17 protein-coding genes, 1 tRNA gene and 2 rRNA genes are annotated in these 14,352 nt (G+C 66.4%); 13 read left to right on the forward strand and 7 right to left on the reverse strand.

What is annotated here, in order from left to right; all coding sequences use genetic code 11:
- The 4 genes from ACO1BU_RS02195 to ACO1BU_RS02210 form a co-directional block, all read left to right on the forward strand.
- Window positions 1-301, forward strand: a 23S ribosomal RNA gene (locus tag ACO1BU_RS02195); the annotation flags it as partial.
- A 122-nt stretch (window positions 302-423) separates the two neighbouring features.
- Window positions 424-538: ribosomal RNA gene (gene rrf, locus ACO1BU_RS02200) — 5S ribosomal RNA — on the forward strand.
- Between the two features lie 68 nt (window positions 539-606).
- Window positions 607-683, forward strand: a tRNA-Met gene (locus ACO1BU_RS02205).
- Complete coding sequence (locus tag ACO1BU_RS02210; RefSeq protein ID WP_424134595.1) at window positions 679-1,152, forward strand: tripartite tricarboxylate transporter substrate-binding protein; 474 nt, start codon at window positions 679-681, stop codon at window positions 1,150-1,152. The genes ACO1BU_RS02205 and ACO1BU_RS02210 overlap by 5 nt, the downstream gene beginning before the upstream one ends.
- Window positions 1,153-1,502: 350 nt before the next feature.
- On the opposite strand, the gene ACO1BU_RS02215 is transcribed toward ACO1BU_RS02210, so the two are convergent.
- The 5 genes from ACO1BU_RS02215 to ACO1BU_RS02235 all read right to left on the reverse strand — a co-directional run bounded on the left by ACO1BU_RS02215 (window position 1,503) and on the right by ACO1BU_RS02235 (window position 5,380).
- Window positions 1,503-3,338 carry an ABC transporter ATP-binding protein/permease gene (locus tag ACO1BU_RS02215; RefSeq protein ID WP_424134265.1) on the reverse strand — a complete coding sequence of 612 codons (1,836 nt, stop codon included), beginning with the start codon at window positions 3,336-3,338 and terminating at the stop codon, window positions 1,503-1,505.
- Window positions 3,339-3,393: 55 nt separating this feature from the next.
- Complete coding sequence (locus ACO1BU_RS02220) at window positions 3,394-4,062, reverse strand: hypothetical protein (protein WP_424134266.1); 669 nt, start codon at window positions 4,060-4,062, stop codon at window positions 3,394-3,396.
- A 7-nt stretch (window positions 4,063-4,069) separates the two neighbouring features.
- Complete coding sequence (locus ACO1BU_RS02225) at window positions 4,070-4,231, reverse strand: DUF1328 domain-containing protein (RefSeq protein ID WP_073136696.1); 162 nt, start codon at window positions 4,229-4,231, stop codon at window positions 4,070-4,072.
- A 109-nt stretch (window positions 4,232-4,340) separates the two neighbouring features.
- Window positions 4,341-4,568, reverse strand: coding sequence for a CsbD family protein (locus ACO1BU_RS02230; RefSeq protein ID WP_424134267.1), 228 nt, complete (start codon window positions 4,566-4,568; stop codon window positions 4,341-4,343).
- Between the two features lie 95 nt (window positions 4,569-4,663).
- Complete coding sequence (locus ACO1BU_RS02235; protein ID WP_424134268.1) at window positions 4,664-5,380, reverse strand: response regulator; 717 nt, start codon at window positions 5,378-5,380, stop codon at window positions 4,664-4,666.
- A 192-nt stretch (window positions 5,381-5,572) separates the two neighbouring features.
- Between ACO1BU_RS02235 and ACO1BU_RS02240 the strand changes: the two genes are divergently transcribed.
- The 4 genes from ACO1BU_RS02240 to ACO1BU_RS02255 all read left to right on the forward strand — a co-directional run bounded on the left by ACO1BU_RS02240 (window position 5,573) and on the right by ACO1BU_RS02255 (window position 8,744).
- Window positions 5,573-6,001, forward strand: a complete 429-nt coding sequence (locus ACO1BU_RS02240) for a sigma-70 family RNA polymerase sigma factor (protein WP_424134269.1) — start codon at window positions 5,573-5,575, stop codon at window positions 5,999-6,001.
- A 92-nt stretch (window positions 6,002-6,093) separates the two neighbouring features.
- Complete coding sequence (locus ACO1BU_RS02245) at window positions 6,094-6,720, forward strand: sigma-70 family RNA polymerase sigma factor (protein WP_424134270.1); 627 nt, start codon at window positions 6,094-6,096, stop codon at window positions 6,718-6,720.
- Between the two features lie 62 nt (window positions 6,721-6,782).
- Window positions 6,783-6,929 (forward strand): NepR family anti-sigma factor, encoded by a 147-nt coding sequence (locus ACO1BU_RS02250; RefSeq protein ID WP_424134596.1) that lies wholly within the window; start codon window positions 6,783-6,785, stop codon window positions 6,927-6,929.
- A 90-nt stretch (window positions 6,930-7,019) separates the two neighbouring features.
- A complete protein-coding gene (locus tag ACO1BU_RS02255) occupies window positions 7,020-8,744 on the forward strand; it encodes a sensor histidine kinase (RefSeq protein WP_424134271.1) in 1,725 nt (574 codons plus the stop codon).
- Between the two features lie 12 nt (window positions 8,745-8,756).
- On the opposite strand, the gene ACO1BU_RS02260 is transcribed toward ACO1BU_RS02255, so the two are convergent.
- Window positions 8,757-8,927 carry a hypothetical protein gene (locus tag ACO1BU_RS02260; protein ID WP_424134272.1) on the reverse strand — a complete coding sequence of 57 codons (171 nt, stop codon included), beginning with the start codon at window positions 8,925-8,927 and terminating at the stop codon, window positions 8,757-8,759.
- Window positions 8,928-9,078: 151 nt separating this feature from the next.
- Here ACO1BU_RS02260 and ACO1BU_RS02265 point away from each other — a divergent pair, with 151 nt between their 5' ends.
- Window positions 9,079-9,381 carry a hypothetical protein gene (locus ACO1BU_RS02265; protein ID WP_424134273.1) on the forward strand — a complete coding sequence of 101 codons (303 nt, stop codon included), beginning with the start codon at window positions 9,079-9,081 and terminating at the stop codon, window positions 9,379-9,381.
- 13 nt (window positions 9,382-9,394) lie between these two features.
- Window positions 9,395-9,826: a hypothetical protein gene (locus ACO1BU_RS02270; protein ID WP_424134274.1), complete on the forward strand. Its 432-nt coding sequence runs from the start codon at window positions 9,395-9,397 to the stop codon at window positions 9,824-9,826.
- Between the two features lie 176 nt (window positions 9,827-10,002).
- On the opposite strand, the gene ACO1BU_RS02275 is transcribed toward ACO1BU_RS02270, so the two are convergent.
- Window positions 10,003-11,175: a helix-turn-helix transcriptional regulator gene (locus ACO1BU_RS02275; protein ID WP_424134275.1), complete on the reverse strand. Its 1,173-nt coding sequence runs from the start codon at window positions 11,173-11,175 to the stop codon at window positions 10,003-10,005.
- Between the two features lie 194 nt (window positions 11,176-11,369).
- On the opposite strand from ACO1BU_RS02275, the gene ACO1BU_RS02280 reads away from it, so the two are divergent.
- The 3 genes from ACO1BU_RS02280 to ACO1BU_RS02290 all read left to right on the forward strand — a co-directional run bounded on the left by ACO1BU_RS02280 (window position 11,370) and on the right by ACO1BU_RS02290 (window position 13,910).
- Entirely contained in the window at window positions 11,370-11,918 is a 549-nt protein-coding gene (locus ACO1BU_RS02280) for a hypothetical protein (RefSeq protein WP_424134276.1), read from the forward strand.
- 604 nt (window positions 11,919-12,522) lie between these two features.
- Complete coding sequence (locus tag ACO1BU_RS02285) at window positions 12,523-13,230, forward strand: RraA family protein (protein ID WP_424134277.1); 708 nt, start codon at window positions 12,523-12,525, stop codon at window positions 13,228-13,230.
- The gene (locus tag ACO1BU_RS02290; protein ID WP_424134278.1) at window positions 13,227-13,910 is read left to right on the forward strand and encodes a class I SAM-dependent methyltransferase; all 684 of its coding nucleotides are present in this window, start codon (window positions 13,227-13,229) and stop codon (window positions 13,908-13,910) included. Before ACO1BU_RS02285 ends, ACO1BU_RS02290 begins: the two co-directional genes overlap by 4 nt.
- Window positions 13,911-14,352 lie beyond the last annotated feature (442 nt).

Here is a 14,352-nt window from a genome sequence, read left to right on the forward strand (position 1 = left end):
TAGAACGTCGTGAGACAGTTCGGTCCCTATCTGCCATGGGTGTTGGAGACTTGAGAGGATCTGTCCCTAGTACGAGAGGACCGGGATGGACGCACCTCTGGTGCACCGGTTGTGACGCCAGTCGCATCGCCGGGTAGCCAAGTGCGGAACGGATAACCGCTGAAGGCATCTAAGCGGGAAACCAGCCTCAAAACCAGGTCTCCCCAAGGGCCGTGCAAGACCAGCACGTCGATAGGCCGCAAGTGGAAGCTCGGTAACGAGCGCAGCTGAGCGGTCCTAATCGCCCGATCGAACTCATAACTTCCCGCCGCAAGAGGGCTCGCGCCCTCACCGCACGCAGCACCAACACGCACTCAAAACTCAAAACACCCCACTCACCATCCCCATCACCACCCCCATCCGTCCCTTGATCTGGCCCGGTGGCCTGGTGCCTATAGCGAGGTTGCCACACCCGATCCCATCCCGAACTCGGCCGTGAAACTCCTCAGCGCCTATGGTACTGCGTCTTAAGACGCGGGAGAGTCGGTCGGCGCCAGGCCACCAGACCAGATCAATCCAAGACGGATCTCACCACCACGGGTTTTCACCCCAAGAAAACCCGACCATCGCGGGGTGGAGCAGCCCGGTAGCTCGTCAGGCTCATAACCTGAAGGTCACAGGTTCAAATCCTGTCCCCGCATCCAAGTTTACGACGGCCCAGCATCGACAGATGCTGGGCCGTTTGCCGTTCTACGACAGTGTAAAGTCCGACCTTTACTTCTATGGCCCAGCAGCTGTGGTGTCGAGAATCGCGGCAGTGTTAGCATCATCGCCGCGGAGACTGTCGCCCGTGCTGTGCCGGATGGCTACACGCTGCTATTCGTGCCCAGCTTCCACGCCACTCCGACGGAACTTTATCCGAATGCAGGCTGGGATCCGGTTCGTGACTTCTGGCCGATCGCGCTCTCTGCGGGCGCGCCGTATGTGCTGGTCGTACATCCCGCCGTTCCGATCCGGACCAATAGCGACCTGATCGCCCAGGCCTGCCAGAAGCCGGGAAGCCTCGCCGTTGCCTTCGCCTACACCGGAGTCGGAGCGGTGCAGCATCTGGGCGGCAAACTGCTCAAGCGTCTGGCCGGCATTGCCATCCGGCACATGCCCCTAGAGCGATGAACTGCGCAGCATCGCCGTACCGGGCGAGCGCCGCTCGCCGCTCCCCCCTTAGACACCCACGCCGCGAGAGGAGGGCTGGAGGCGTGCCCACCTTGAGGCTGGTTCGCTCTCGTCGCGTCGACCAAGCCGCAAGATTAGGTCGTCATGCGCCTTAGCCAGGGCCGTCCGGGAAGTCCTGTCCGACCGGGCCATGGCTGAACGCCTGGCGTCCGTGGCGCCGTTCCTCTGCCCGGCAGTCCAGACGACGCCACGCGCCTGATCCAGGTCGGGCGAGGGAGGTAGGGCGCGACGATCCGGGCGGCGGGCATCCGCCCGGATCAATGATCGATCCTGGAGAGAAGCGGGCTGTTCTATGCTGCAGTCTGCCCGGGCCGGCGACGGAACGGGTTGCGAATCTTGATTGTCTTGCGCGGCCGTAGCACCCGGCCACGCTGCCGCATGGCCAGCTTCGCCCCCTCTGGCCCGCGCTGCAGATGCAGGGTTCGCTCATGGAACGCATCCAGCCCAGGCCGGTGGCCGATCGAGATGAGGGCGCTCTTCGGCAACTCTTCCAAAACCAGCCGCATCATCGCGTCCTGATTCTCCTCGTCGAGTGCGGCCGTTGCCTCGTCCATGAAGACCCAGCGCGGCTTCTGCAGTAGCAGCCTTGCAAAGGCGAGGCGCTGCTGCTCACCCAGCGACAGCACCTGGTCCCAGCGTGCCTCCTCGTCCAGCTTGCCTTCCAGGTGTCCGAGGCCCACACGCTCCAGCGCCGCGATTCCGGCCTCGTCTGATACCGTCTCCGGCGGATTGGGATAGGAGAGCGCCCCGCGCAGCGTACCCAGCGGCAAATAGGGGCGTTGCGGCATGAACATCGTCGCCTCGCGCGGCGGCATGTGGATTTCGCCACTGCCCCACGGCCAGATGCCGGCGAAGGCGCGGAACAGCGTGCTCTTTCCCGTTCCTGATTCACCCTTCACCAGCACGCGTTCGCCGGCACGGATCTCGGCGGTCGCCTCGGCAATCACGACAGACCCGTTCGAGAAGGCAACCTGCACATCGCGGAAGGCAACCTTCTCTTCCTCGCCGGCCGGTCCTTCCACGCGCACAATCGTGGACTGGTCCGGCTCAGCCACCATTTCCTCGATCACGCGCAGGGATTCACGGAAGGAGAGCAGCCGCTCGACGCTGGAGCGCCATTCCGCCAGCCGCGGGAAGTTGTCCACGAACCAGTTGAGCGAAGCCTGCACCGAGCCGAAGGCGGAGCCGATCTGCATCAGCCCCCCGAGCGTGATCGCGCCGGAGAAATAAGAAGGTGCCGCGACCACTGTCGGGAAGACGGAAGTGAGCATTCCATAGGCGCTGGTCAGCCACATCAGCCGGCGCTGGCTCTTCATCAGGTCGCGTACGGCATCGGCGACATTGGAAAAAAGGCGCTGTAGCCCGCGTCGCTCATCGGCCTCGCCGCCGATCAGCGCGATCCCTTCGCTGCTCTCCCGCGCGCGAACCAGGCCGAAGCGGAAATCCGCCTCCTTGGCAGTACGCCAGAAGTTCAGTGCCACCATTGGCCGACCGACGAGATAGGTCAGGCCCGAGCCGATGATCGCGTAGATCAGCGCCGCCCAGACCATGTAGCCCGGGATCGTGATCGCATGCCCGAAGATCGTCAGGCTGAGTGCGCCGGAAATGGTCCAGAGGATGCCGATGAACGCAATCAGCATCCCCGCCGAGTTGAAAATGCCCGTGGCGAAGTCCACGGCCAGATCCACCGCCAGGCGCGTATCCTCCGCGATCCGTTGATCCGGATTGTCGGCCTCGCCCGTGCGCTCCAGCTGGTAATGCCGCGCATCCGCCATCCAGAGGGAGAGAAGTCGTGCGGTCAGCCATTCGCGCCAGCGGAGCTGTACGAGCTGCTTGACGTAGAGCTGGTACACCGCTGTGATCATGGACGCAGCGGCCAAACCGAGAAACAGCAGCATCTGCCAGAGAAAGGCGTCGCGGTCCCGGTTCTCCAGCGCGTTGAAGAAATCCCGGTTCCAGAGATTGAAGCGGATCTGGATGCCGATCTGCAGCAGCGTCAGGGCCAGCAGCAGCAGAGTGAGCCATCTGGCGCCTTCCGCCCGCAGAAAATATCCGCCTGCTAAGCGGAGGAAGGCCCGGACCGCCCCGGTCTGAATCTGAATGCTCGTTCCCGAGTTCTCACTCACGCCCTATCTCGCTTATTCGGGGCCTCGCCTGCTCCGGGCCGCATCGTCACGGGCGTCACCGTGTCTGTTCGGCGGAGGCCGGCAGCGGCTCCAGCTTGTCCGGGGTTTCCCCGATTCGGTCGGCATCCAGTGCTTTGCCCCGTCCCAGCACTGTTGCCCCATGGCCTGATGCGGCGATGGAGTGTCCCGGACTCAACCGGTCACCGAGCGCTGCGGCGACACCAGCGGGCAGGCGGATGACCACGCCCTCATCAAGGATCGCGCCGATCACGTCGCCCTGTGGTGTATAGAGCGGCGCGCGAACCGTTCCGGACACTTGAAGCGGCTCGTTCGAGGCGCGGAACTCCGGAAAGGTCCAGGCGGGTCGGTCGACGAAGCGGGGCTGCATGCTGCTGTCCTTCGCCCAGGCCAGCATCATGATGACGGGCGCTCTCCGCGCGCGGATGCCGTAGACGATGATCGAATGCCCGGGTTCCACCGCCGCCATGATCCCATCCGCGACATCCTCGGGAAAGATCACCTGCGGTCCCTCGCGGAACAGCAGCCGGTCCGTTTTGCCCTCGGGATTGATGAGGTAGCGGTCCACGACACCGGTGAAGCTTGGAAGCTGTGTCGGGTCAAACCACAGGCGCTCAGTGCCCCGCCGGGACTCATTTTCCTGAGACAGAGCCGGCCCCGCGACGAAAGTCGCGAGGCCGGCCAGAAGCGCCGTGCGGCGTAGCATGGAAGCGTCAGATCCAGCCCCGGCCCGCGACCAGGGAGACCAGGAAGAGCACGAGGAAGATGACGAACAGGACCTTCGCAATGCCGCTGGCCGCCGAGGCTACGCCACCGAAGCCAAGAACGCCTGCGACGAGCGCGATGATAAGAAAGATGACGGTCCAGTAGAGCATTGAGCGATTCCCTTGAGGAAGATACGTCCCCCAGAACGTCGCATCCGAAAGCCGGTTGCCGCCCTGCCACGCACCGTTGCCGGCACGCTACACAGGCCGGAACGCAAGCTTATCGGACGGTCTGTCCGGAGTTCTGCGTGTCCTCGGACGAGGCCCACTCCTGCAACTGCCTCTCGGCTTCGTCGGGCCCGATTCCGTAGCGCTCACGGATGCGCTCCAACAGCAGGTCGCGGCGTCCGCCGGCCTTGCTGATGTCCTCCTCGGTCAGCTTGCCCCAGTCCTTGCGGATCCGGGCGCCCATGTTGCTCCAATCGCCTGCCAGCCTGTCCCAATCCATCGCATCCTCCATCTGCCCGCGCCGAAGCGGGCGTCACGGAGAGAAACGGGAGCGCGCCCCGGGCAGTTGCCCGGCTGCGCCACAGGGGGGACGGATCAGGCCAGCGAGACGCCGCCCGACACCGCTTGGTAGGTCGCGATGGCCAGCGCCACCGGCTCGAAGGGCTTGCTGATGATGAAGGCGGGCTCCAGCCGCTCCGCTGTCAGCAGGCGCTCGGGATAGGCGGTGACAAAGATCACCGGCGTGTCCTGCTCCTGCAGGATTCGCTGCACAGCCGAGATGCCGTCACCCCCAGGCCCGAGATTCACGTCGGCCAGGATCAGCCCAGGCCTCAACTCACGGGCCATTTCCACCGCTTCTGTCTCGCCACTGGCGATACCGACGACGTTGTGACCGCAGCTTTCCACGAGCTGGCGGATATCCATGGCGATGATCGGTTCGTCCTCGATCACCATGATATCGGTCGCCGCGACGGCGCGGAGCGCCTCACGCGCCTGGTCCAACTGCCGGTGGGCCTCCGGCAGCGGCAGACCAACGGCCAGCGCGGCGTCGGGCAGAGAAAGATCCTCCAGCGCGGTGAGAAGCAGGAGCTGGCGCTGTTTTGCAGAGATATGCTCCCCCGGCGCATCAGGCACCATGCGGCTGATGCCCGCGAAGAGCGCAATCGGCCCCGGCACCTCCGGCGGCAAGCCGACGCGGAGCGCCTGCGCCACCAGCGCGTCTCCGCGCGATTGGCTTCCAGTCAGGGCCCGAGCATAGCGCCGGGCGTAAGGCAGGGTACGAAGCAACTCCCCCTGCGTGGCGGCATTCATCCGTGATAGTCCTCCAACACCCCGCCCGGGCCGCCCTTATGGCTGCCCTGACCGGGTCTTCCACATAGGGACGCCGCGCGCCGCGTCGATGCGGCTCGCGGCCCCTCACTCGCCGGGTACAAGACGATCGACCAGGATTTCCGCCCGGCTCTTACGCGCCTTCTCCCCGACTTGCGGGCTTTCGCCCGCTTCTTGTCCCGCGATCCGGCCGCAGCCGACGATCTCGTGCAAGACACATTGTTGCGTGCGTTGCGGGCCGAGGATCAGTGGCAGCCCGGCACCAGCCTCAGGGCCTGGACCTTCTCGATCCTGCGCAATGCCTGGTTCGAGAACCGGCGCCGTGCCGCCGCGCGAAAGCGTGCCATGGACCGGGTCACGCTACAGGAAGAGATGCCCGCCGGACAGGAGCATCAGATGGAGATGATGGGACTGGCCCGCGCCATGGCGGATCTGCCGCGAGAGCAGCAGGAGGCGCTGGTGCTGGTGGGTGCTCTCGGATTTTCGAGCGAGGATGCCGCAAGGGTGGCCGGCGTGCAGGTCGGCACCCTGAAGGCTCGGGTTTCCCGCGCCCGGCGGGCCCTGGCCGCCCGCTACGGCATGGAGGAACCGCCGCAGGGTTAAAAATCCTTGTCGTTTTCGTGATCACTCCGGCGGTAACCGAAATCGGCGCCGGTGCATTGGTCGGGTGTAGTTCGAGCAGAGGGGAGATCCTTATGACCCAGACCGTTGCCGCCCGCCCGACCCATACCGCGGCCGATTTCCACAAGCTGCTCGTGACCACGCTGCCCCGGCTGCGCGTTCAGGCTCTGGCGCTGACCCGGAACCGGGCCGATGCCGATGACCTCGTTCAGGCCGCCGTGACCTCCGCTCTGGCCGCCAAGGACAGCTTCACGCCTGGCACCAATTTCGGGGCCTGGATGTTCCGCATCCTGCGGAACCGCTTCATCTCCGACGTCCGCCGCAAGCGCGAGACGACCGATATCGACGATGTGCCGAGCAGCGCCTTCGCCCGCCCCGGCGCGCAGGAGGACAGCCTGGTGATGCGCGAACTGCGCGGCCACCTGGCCCGCCTGCCGGCCGAGCAGCGCACCGCCCTGGTGATGGTCACCGTTCAGGGCATGTCCTACGAGGAGGTGGCTGCGGCGATGGACTGCGCCGTGGGGACCGCCAAGTGCCGCGTCTTCCGCGCCCGCCAGACCCTGCAGCGCTGGCTGACCGGCGAGGAGCGGGGCGTGGAGGCGCCCAAGGTGGCCGCTCGCAAGTCTGCCTCTTCCCCTCGGGCCGCGCGCCGTCATACTGCGCTGGATGAAGCTGGGATGGGGTATGCGACCCCTGTCTGAGGATGCCAGAGACTACGCGCAGGAAGAAAGCGACGCCCGTGGCAAAGACGGATCAGGGGACAATGAACGGGCGCGGCTCAGCCGCGCCCGAAGCTGCCTTTGACCTCTGGCTTCAGCGCGGCCTGCACCAGATGTTCGATGACGTGATGCGAGAGCCGATCCCCGAAGAGCTCCTGCGCCTGATCGAGCAGGATCGCGAGCAAGGCTGACGACAGGTGCCGGACGACTCGGCGTTATCCGGCCCTCCCGCGCGCGGGGCCCCGCGCGACGACGACCCGCTTCCGCGCAGGCAGCCCGCTATGGGCCTGCGCCTTTGGGCTTCCGCCGTGCTCGGCGGAATCCGCGGCCGAATGATCGTGCTGCTGATGGTGGCCGGCATCCCGGTGGCGGCCATAGCGGTTGCCAATGCCCTTCAGGATTACCGCGTCGCGCTGGATGAGGGCCGGCGCGCCGCAGAGGCCGTGCGCTCCCTCATGGCGGTGCGCTATGGCTCCGCTCTTAGTGCCTCCGAGTCGGTCCTGGCTGCCGTGGCGCGCCGCGACCCGCTCGCCGATGGCGGGCTTTTGGGCTGCGCGGCCCTGCTCCGCCGCGTGATCGATCTTCATGCTGGCGAGATTGCCGATCTGGCCGTCGTAACGACCGGCCAGTCGCCTCTCTGTGGCGGGCTTCCCGAGGGATATGATCCGCAACCCGTGCTGCGGGAGGCGCTGACCAGCGGCACTGCCGCCTATGGCGCCTTCCTGCCGGGGGGCGGCGGACGGGTGCCCGTGCTGCCGGTGGCCGTGCCAGGCTCAGGCAGCGGGGCGAGTTGGGCGGTTATCGGCCTGCTGGTGTTGCGCGACTATGGGCCGGTACCGGGCGCAGCGCGCCGCGAGGCCGACTCGGTTTGGCTGGTAGACCGCAATGACCATGTCCTGGCACCCGGCGGCACCGCCACGCCCGACCTTCCTCGGGATCTTCTCGCCCGGCTTGGTGAGAACGAACAGGTGGTGCTGGAAAAGGGGCCGGCGGGGGAGGTGGCCTATGCCGGTGCTCGGCTGAATCCCGGCCTGCGGCTCGTGATCGGCCACCCTGTCGCCGCCTCGAATGAAACCGCCCGCACCATCCTCATCCAGCGCGTCACGGAGTTGGCAACTTTCCTGGTCGCCTGCCTTGCTGCCATCGTGGTGGGCGCGGATCTCGCCATGGTGCGGCCGCTGCGGCTGCTCTCTATGCGCGTGCGGGGCTGGCGGCCGGGCAATGCCTTCCGCGTCAGTCCTGCCGGAACTGAGCCGCGCGAGGTGCGTGCCGTGGAACAGGCCTTCAGCGAGGCCGCCGCCGCCCTGACTCGGCGCGAGGCCGATCTGCGGGCCGCGCTCGAACAACGCGACGCGCTGATGGCCGAGATCCATCACCGTGTTAAGAACAACCTGCAGATCGTCTCCTCCTTGCTCAACCTGCAGGCCGGCCGCATCGGTGATCCGGCCGCCGCGGAGGAGTTCCTGGCCGCGCGCAACCGTGTGCGCGCGCTGGCGACGCTGCACCGCCATCTCTACATGCAGCATTCCTTCGAGGCGATCTCGCTGCCGGCCTTCCTGGCAGAACTCGCCAACCAGCAATTCGCCTCGCATAACGAGGCGCCGGGCGAGCGGCTGGCTCTGAAGATGGACGTGGCGGATATCGAGATCTCGATCGACCAAGCCGTCTCTCTGTCCCTGCTGGTTACGGAAGCCCTGGGCAATGCGGTGGAGCACGCCTTCCCGGAAGAGGCACGCGGCACCGTTTGGCTCAGCCTTGCGGCAGAAGGGGAGGAGGCGACGCTTATCGTGCGTGACGACGGGATCGGGCTGCCGGACCGGAAGGACCGTCCTCGCGGTTTGGGCCTGCAGTTGATGGAGGGTTTCGCCAAGCAACTCGGCGGGCAGCTTAAGGGCGGGCGTCTGGAACTGAGCGCTGAGGGTGGCATGGAAAAGGGAGGTGGCACGCAATGGACGGTGCGCTTCCCGATCCGTGAGAATGCCGCGCCCCGTGCGATGATGCGCTGAGCGCGGCGCCGATCAGTCTGCCACGGCGGCGACCTGGACCGTCTCCAGCGCCGTTCCTTCCGGTGCAAAGCTGGTAAGAAGGTGCTCCGCGCCGTTCAACACCGGGTAGAGCTGTGAATAGGCGACGGGCACGGCGATCAGTGCCGCCAACATCAGCATCATCATCATGCGACCGATCCGCATCGCGCTCGCTCCCACTTGTTATTCGCTTTGTTCACTGTTTTCGGGAACGCGGGCTATGGGCTGGCGGTTGCGGGCGACGCGTCGCGGTTCGCAACCCCCCTGCCGGGGGCGCGTTGCGGTCGGGACCAGGACATGTCCGAAGGAGGGACCCATGGCCGCGAACACCGAGGCAGGCAAGACTGTTGATGATGCTGCCACCGCCGTGAATGACGCCGCGACCAGCGCGGCCGAGCAGATCGCCCAGCTGCGCAAGCAGGTGGAGGAGCTTTACGCTGACCGCCAGAAGTACTTGTCCCAGGCGAAGAACATGGCGGAGGGTTATGCCGCCCGGGCCAGCGATGCCGCCCAGGTGCAATATGAGGCGGTGGCGGACCGAGTGCGGGAGCGGCCGGCTCAATCCATCCTGATCGCAGCGGCGGCGGGCTATATCCTCGCCCGCATCCTGGGCCGCTGAGAGGGACGCCGGCATGCTGCGGACCTTCAGCCTGGTCGGAATGGCGGCGCAGGCGGAAGGCCGCCGCCTGAAGGCGAAGGCCAGCGCCACGGCGACGAAGATGGGTTTCTACGCCGCCGCCGGCCTCATGGGCGTGGCGGCCTTCGTCATGTTGCATGTGCTCGGCTGGTACATCGCCCGCAACAGCTTCGGGCCGATCACCTCGGCGCTGCTGGTGCTGGTGGCGGACCTGATTCTGGCCGGTGTGTTCGTCTTCCTGGCCTCGCGCAGCACGACGCCGCGGGAGGAGATCGAGGCGCAGGCTGTCCGCAACGTAGCGCTGACCGGCGCGGCGCAGTCGGCTGTCAGCGGCTTCACCACTCAGGCGGCGCCGTTGATGGCGCTGGGCGGCATTGCGCTCGCCGCCCTCTGGCCGAAGCTGCGCGGCGGTCGGCGGCGCAGGTAGCCACCCGGGAACTACTGTCAGCAGGCACCTTCCCCGCCGGGGAGGTGCCTTTTTTATGATCTGATGTTGACTGCCGACCGCCGCGGTCGCCGCCTGCATCGGCGGACGCACCGGCACCCCGGATGCCGGTACCCGCCCCTTCGGCACGCTCCATGAAGTTGTTGGAGCGGCGCTGTTCAGCCGGCGATGGCGGCCCCCGGCGGCGACAAGGAAGCCAGAAGCGCCTCCATCTCCCGAAGGTTCATCGTGCCGGTCTTCTCCAGCACAGCCCGGATCTGGGCGCGAATAGTGGCGAGACTCACGCTGCGCTGGGCGGCCAACTCCTCGGCCCGCGTACCACCGGCCAGACCCGTAGCCACCTCCGCCTCGGCGAGAGTGAGTCCGAAGAGATCCTGCAGCAAGGTCGGAGGCGGCGCTGTACGGCCGAGCGCACGGAGCATGACCAGGGCCAGCCCCTTGCTTCGTCCCGGCCCCACCACCGCCGGGCCGGGATGCAATCCAGAAGGCAAGGGAGAGACAAGGAGGGCGATGGGAAATTTGCGGCCTTCCGGCCCTGGAGCCAGCCGGAAGGCACCCCCGGAACTGCCATTCAGAGCGACACTTCGCACAAGGACCGAGAGCCGCGCTGTCTCCGCCGCCCCCGCTAGCCGCATGATGGCAGGTCCGCCAGGCCTTGCCCCACTCCGGGCAAGCTGAATCGCCGTATCCGGCCCGCAGAGCCGGATCGCCGGGGCATTGGCATGGAGGACGGCCAATTCGGGATCGAGCACGATGGCCGCCACCGGCAGCGCATCGAGCACGCGGGTCTGGAGGGCGGCCGGCGCGCTGCGAAGCTGTTCCCGAAGCTGCAGGGCCCGCCGCAGATGTGGGGCCGTGGCTCCGAGGATCTTCAGGTCTCCCGCGTCGAACCCCTCCTGGTTCCTGGGGCGATGGAAACCGAGATTGAAGGTGCCGCCATCCCCGATACGCCCGACTGCGCCCACGACCCATTCCAGCCCGACATGCCGGAAGAAGTCGTTGTAGAACTCGAGGCTCCGAAGGACGTCCTGCGGGACGAGATCCTCTCCCCGGACTACGCGGACCGGGGGGCGGCCGGTCTGTAGGAGCGGGTGCAGGCGCAGCAGCCAGGGATCGAGGCGGTGATAGTAAAGTTGATAGGCCTCAATATCGGCCGGATCGAAGGACGTACCATACAGGGTTTCCATGCCGCGTTCCGGCCGGGGCGTAGCGAAAAGGACGGAAGTGGTTGCCCTGACTGCGTCACGGAGCGCCGTGATGGGCGCATCCCAGGGCGCCTCCCCAGCGGCGGCTGCATAGATCTGGTCGATGATCGGCAGGAGAGTTTCCATCAGCACTCAGTGCGGATGGGGGGTGTGGCATTTTTGCTTCGGATGGCTTCGCTGAACGGCTTCACACAAGCGATCCCCAAAACTGATGATGTTTGTCTCTCAAAAATGTGAGTTTTAGGGGTCATAGGCCGTGAATGGGCGATCTCACCATGCTCGACCAGACTTCCTGCCACCCCCGGACAATGCCCGTTGGCATGACCCTAACCAGGTCCGCCGCGATGACGATGGTCGGCGTCAATGACAACGCCGGACCATCCCCCGCAGCGATCAACATTTCGTATGCAGAACCGCCCGAGCCGCGCTGGGCGGGGCCTGGCATCATCCTCGCCCTTGGTGTTCGCGATGGGCGGCACGGGCTCGGCGCGGTGCGCGCCTCCGTTGGGCCGGAGATGGTGACAGGCGACGCCCTCGCGGATTCCTGCATCCTCATACGCCTCCTCGAACATTACGGCGCCTGGATGGGCTTCGAGGGGCAGCCGGTTTCCCTGCAGGCCGGCCGGTTCCGCCGCTTGCCGGTTCCGATCGGCCGGCCAAAAAAGGTGGAATACCGAATCGATCTGCGCCGCATCGGCCGCCGCGCACAAGCCCTGGCTGCGGACGGCACCATTCTGCTGGATGGACGCCCCGCTGCAATGCTTGAGGAATTCACCATCGCCTTCCGCAGTCATACGCCCGCGCCAACCGGCCCAGGCCGACGAGCGGGTGCTGACCGGGTACGGGATCCGGCTCCCCAACCCTGGTGACCATGTCCTCTGGCCTGTCATGAGTCAGGGCCGGCGGATAGGGAGAGCGGCGATGTCATCCGCCGCTGCCCCCCCGTTCGGAAAGAGGAAGAGCGCCTTTCCATCCGCTTGCGCCAGAATATCGGAGCAACAAGAGACGCTCCCTGTCGCGCCGAGCGGCGGCCTGCGGAACAGCTCGGCCAGCGCCGGCGCAGTATCCCTTCGGCAGGATTTAGCGCGGCTCATAGCCAGCCAAGGCGACGCTGCCAGTGCCTGAGGCTGCTTCCAGCAGGGCCAATGGCTCCGTCACAACCGCGCGGCCGCGCCTGCGCCCAGGATAAAGCGCCGCGCATCCCTGTTCAGGCGGTTGGCCTCGGCATTGCGCTCCTGCGGCATGCCGTGTGCCGTCAGCAGCACGGCCCCCCAGGCAACAGTGTGAGGGGAGGAGGTATCCATACGGTGAGGCCAGGCCTCGGCACGGGCCTGGACCAAGCCGGAGGCCGTCATGCAGGCGAGGAGGCAGAGGAAGGAGCCCTACTGCCGCTGATTAGCTGGCGCTGATTGCCCTCGACGCCCCGCGCGGCGATGCTGCGAGTTGCGAGGACGCTCAAAGGAACGGCACCGAATGCCCGAATATCCCTTCACTGCCCAAGATCTTGAGGCCCTGCGCGCCTGGGACACCCCGACCATCTGCAACGCGTTGGAGATGGTGGCCCCGCATAGGCGCGGCTATGGCTTCACCGTGCGGCCGCTGGTGCCCGCCAACACCACCCTGCCGCCGATTTGTGGCCTGGCGCGCACCGGTACCATCCGAGCCGCCGCTCCCTCGGGGCGCGCGAAGGAGGTGGATCGCGCCGCCCGTATTGGCTGGTACGAATATGTTGCGGAGGCTGCCATGCCGACCGTCGTCGTCCTCCAGGATCTGGACGACACGCCCGGCACCGGGGCCTTCTGGGGCGAGGTGAACACCAACGTCCACAAGGCAATCGGTGCGCAGGGCTGCGTGACCAATGGGTCCATCCGCGACCTCGACATGCTCGCCCCAGGCTTCCAACTCATCGCCGGCGCCGTAAATCCCTCCCACGCCTATGTGCATATCGTGCAGTACGGGCAGGAGGTCACGGTGCATGGCATGGCCTGTCACCACGATGCGGTGGTGCATGCCGACCGCCACGGAGCGGTGGTGATTCCGCATGACGCCGTGACGAAGATTCCCTCGGCGATCGAACTGCTATCGCGGCGCGAAAAGGTGATCCTCGACCTCTGCGCCTCCCGCGACTTCAGCGTGGCGGCACTGCGCGAGGCGCTGTCGCGGGCGGACGAGATCCATTGACCGAGGCCACGCCCCGGCCGCTCACGCCCACCGCGGCCCGGGTGATGGAGGCGCTGTACGGCGTCGACATCTATGCCGGCTTCTCGCCCATCCGGGAACTGGACCTGCAGGGCTGGAATGGCGCCCATCCCGCGCTGATGCGCTCGGTGGGCGAGGTGCGGCCCGAGCTTGCTCTCGATCTCGGTGCCTGGAAGGGCCAGTCCACGGCCACTCTTGCGGAGGCCATGCGGCGGGTGCGGCCGGACTCTGCCCTGCTGGCGGTGGACACCTTCCTGGGCAGCGTCGAGCACTGGAACCGGGCGCGCAAGGACCGGATTATGGACAGTCTTGGCCTCGTGCATGGCTGGCCCGGCCTGTATTGGCAGTTCCTCTCGAACATGGTGCTGACCGGCCATTCCGAGCGCGTCGTGCCCCTGCCGCAAACCAGCGACAACGCTGCTGCCATCCTGGCCCGGCTGCGGCTGAACCTGGACCTCGTGCATATCGACGCCGCGCATGAATACGGGGCGGTGCGGCGCGACGTGGAAGCCTACTGGGCGCTGCTACGGCCGGGAGGCATCCTGATCGGCGACGACTATCCCTGGCCCGGCGTGAAGCAGGCAGCGGACGAGTTCGCGGCGGCACAGGGTCTGCCGATCGAGTTAAGCGGGCCGAAATGGATCCTGCGGAAGCCCGCGTGATCTCCGCGAGCCCGGGATGGGGTGACCATCTCCGGGCATCACGCTGACTAGGGCTGGTGAGTTCGCTCCTCAGCAATCAGTCGGCGTTGTTCCTTCGTTGGCCGCCCGGTCCTCGCGGAATTCATCCCGCACGTACCGGGCAAGGGTTGAGAGTTCATCCGCCACGCGAAGCCTCTCTGTCCTCAGTTCCGCAACCTGTGCTGCATCGGCCGAGGGGGAGGACAGGGCATCCTGTAATCTCACCTCAAGATGTGCCCGGTGCTGATCGAGTGACGCCAGCCACCCTGAGATGCTTTTGGACCAGAGTTGCTGCACCGACGCCTCCGCTTCCACGGTTGTGGCTTGATCAATACTACACGCAGGGGTGGTGATGGCGGGAAGCGGCGAGATTGCAACAATCTGTGAGAAGGTTGCCGTTCCACCCGATTCGGGCGCCGCAGTC

Source organism: Roseomonas chloroacetimidivorans (genome assembly GCF_049629625.1).
GTDB lineage: Bacteria > Pseudomonadota > Alphaproteobacteria > Acetobacterales > Acetobacteraceae > Roseomonas > Roseomonas chloroacetimidivorans.

Coding starts and splice junctions, on each gene's coding strand:
- ACO1BU_RS02220 (WP_424134266.1), bottom strand. CDS start 4,062: ATGCTACGCCGCACGGCGCTTCTGGCCGGCCTCGCGACTTTCGTCGCG.
- ACO1BU_RS02225 (WP_073136696.1), bottom strand. CDS start 4,231: ATGCTCTACTGGACCGTCATCTTTCTTATCATCGCGCTCGTCGCAGGC.
- ACO1BU_RS02230 (WP_424134267.1), bottom strand. CDS start 4,568: ATGGATTGGGACAGGCTGGCAGGCGATTGGAGCAACATGGGCGCCCGG.
- ACO1BU_RS02235 (WP_424134268.1), bottom strand. CDS start 5,380: ATGAATGCCGCCACGCAGGGGGAGTTGCTTCGTACCCTGCCTTACGCC.
- ACO1BU_RS02245 (WP_424134270.1), top strand. CDS start 6,094: ATGACCCAGACCGTTGCCGCCCGCCCGACCCATACCGCGGCCGATTTC.
- ACO1BU_RS02250 (WP_424134596.1), top strand. CDS start 6,783: ATGAACGGGCGCGGCTCAGCCGCGCCCGAAGCTGCCTTTGACCTCTGG.
- ACO1BU_RS02255 (WP_424134271.1), top strand. CDS start 7,020: ATGGGCCTGCGCCTTTGGGCTTCCGCCGTGCTCGGCGGAATCCGCGGC.
- ACO1BU_RS02260 (WP_424134272.1), bottom strand. CDS start 8,927: ATGCGGATCGGTCGCATGATGATGATGCTGATGTTGGCGGCACTGATC.
- ACO1BU_RS02265 (WP_424134273.1), top strand. CDS start 9,079: ATGGCCGCGAACACCGAGGCAGGCAAGACTGTTGATGATGCTGCCACC.
- ACO1BU_RS02270 (WP_424134274.1), top strand. CDS start 9,395: ATGCTGCGGACCTTCAGCCTGGTCGGAATGGCGGCGCAGGCGGAAGGC.
- ACO1BU_RS02275 (WP_424134275.1), bottom strand. CDS start 11,175: ATGGAAACTCTCCTGCCGATCATCGACCAGATCTATGCAGCCGCCGCT.
- ACO1BU_RS02280 (WP_424134276.1), top strand. CDS start 11,370: ATGACCCTAACCAGGTCCGCCGCGATGACGATGGTCGGCGTCAATGAC.
- ACO1BU_RS02285 (WP_424134277.1), top strand. CDS start 12,523: ATGCCCGAATATCCCTTCACTGCCCAAGATCTTGAGGCCCTGCGCGCC.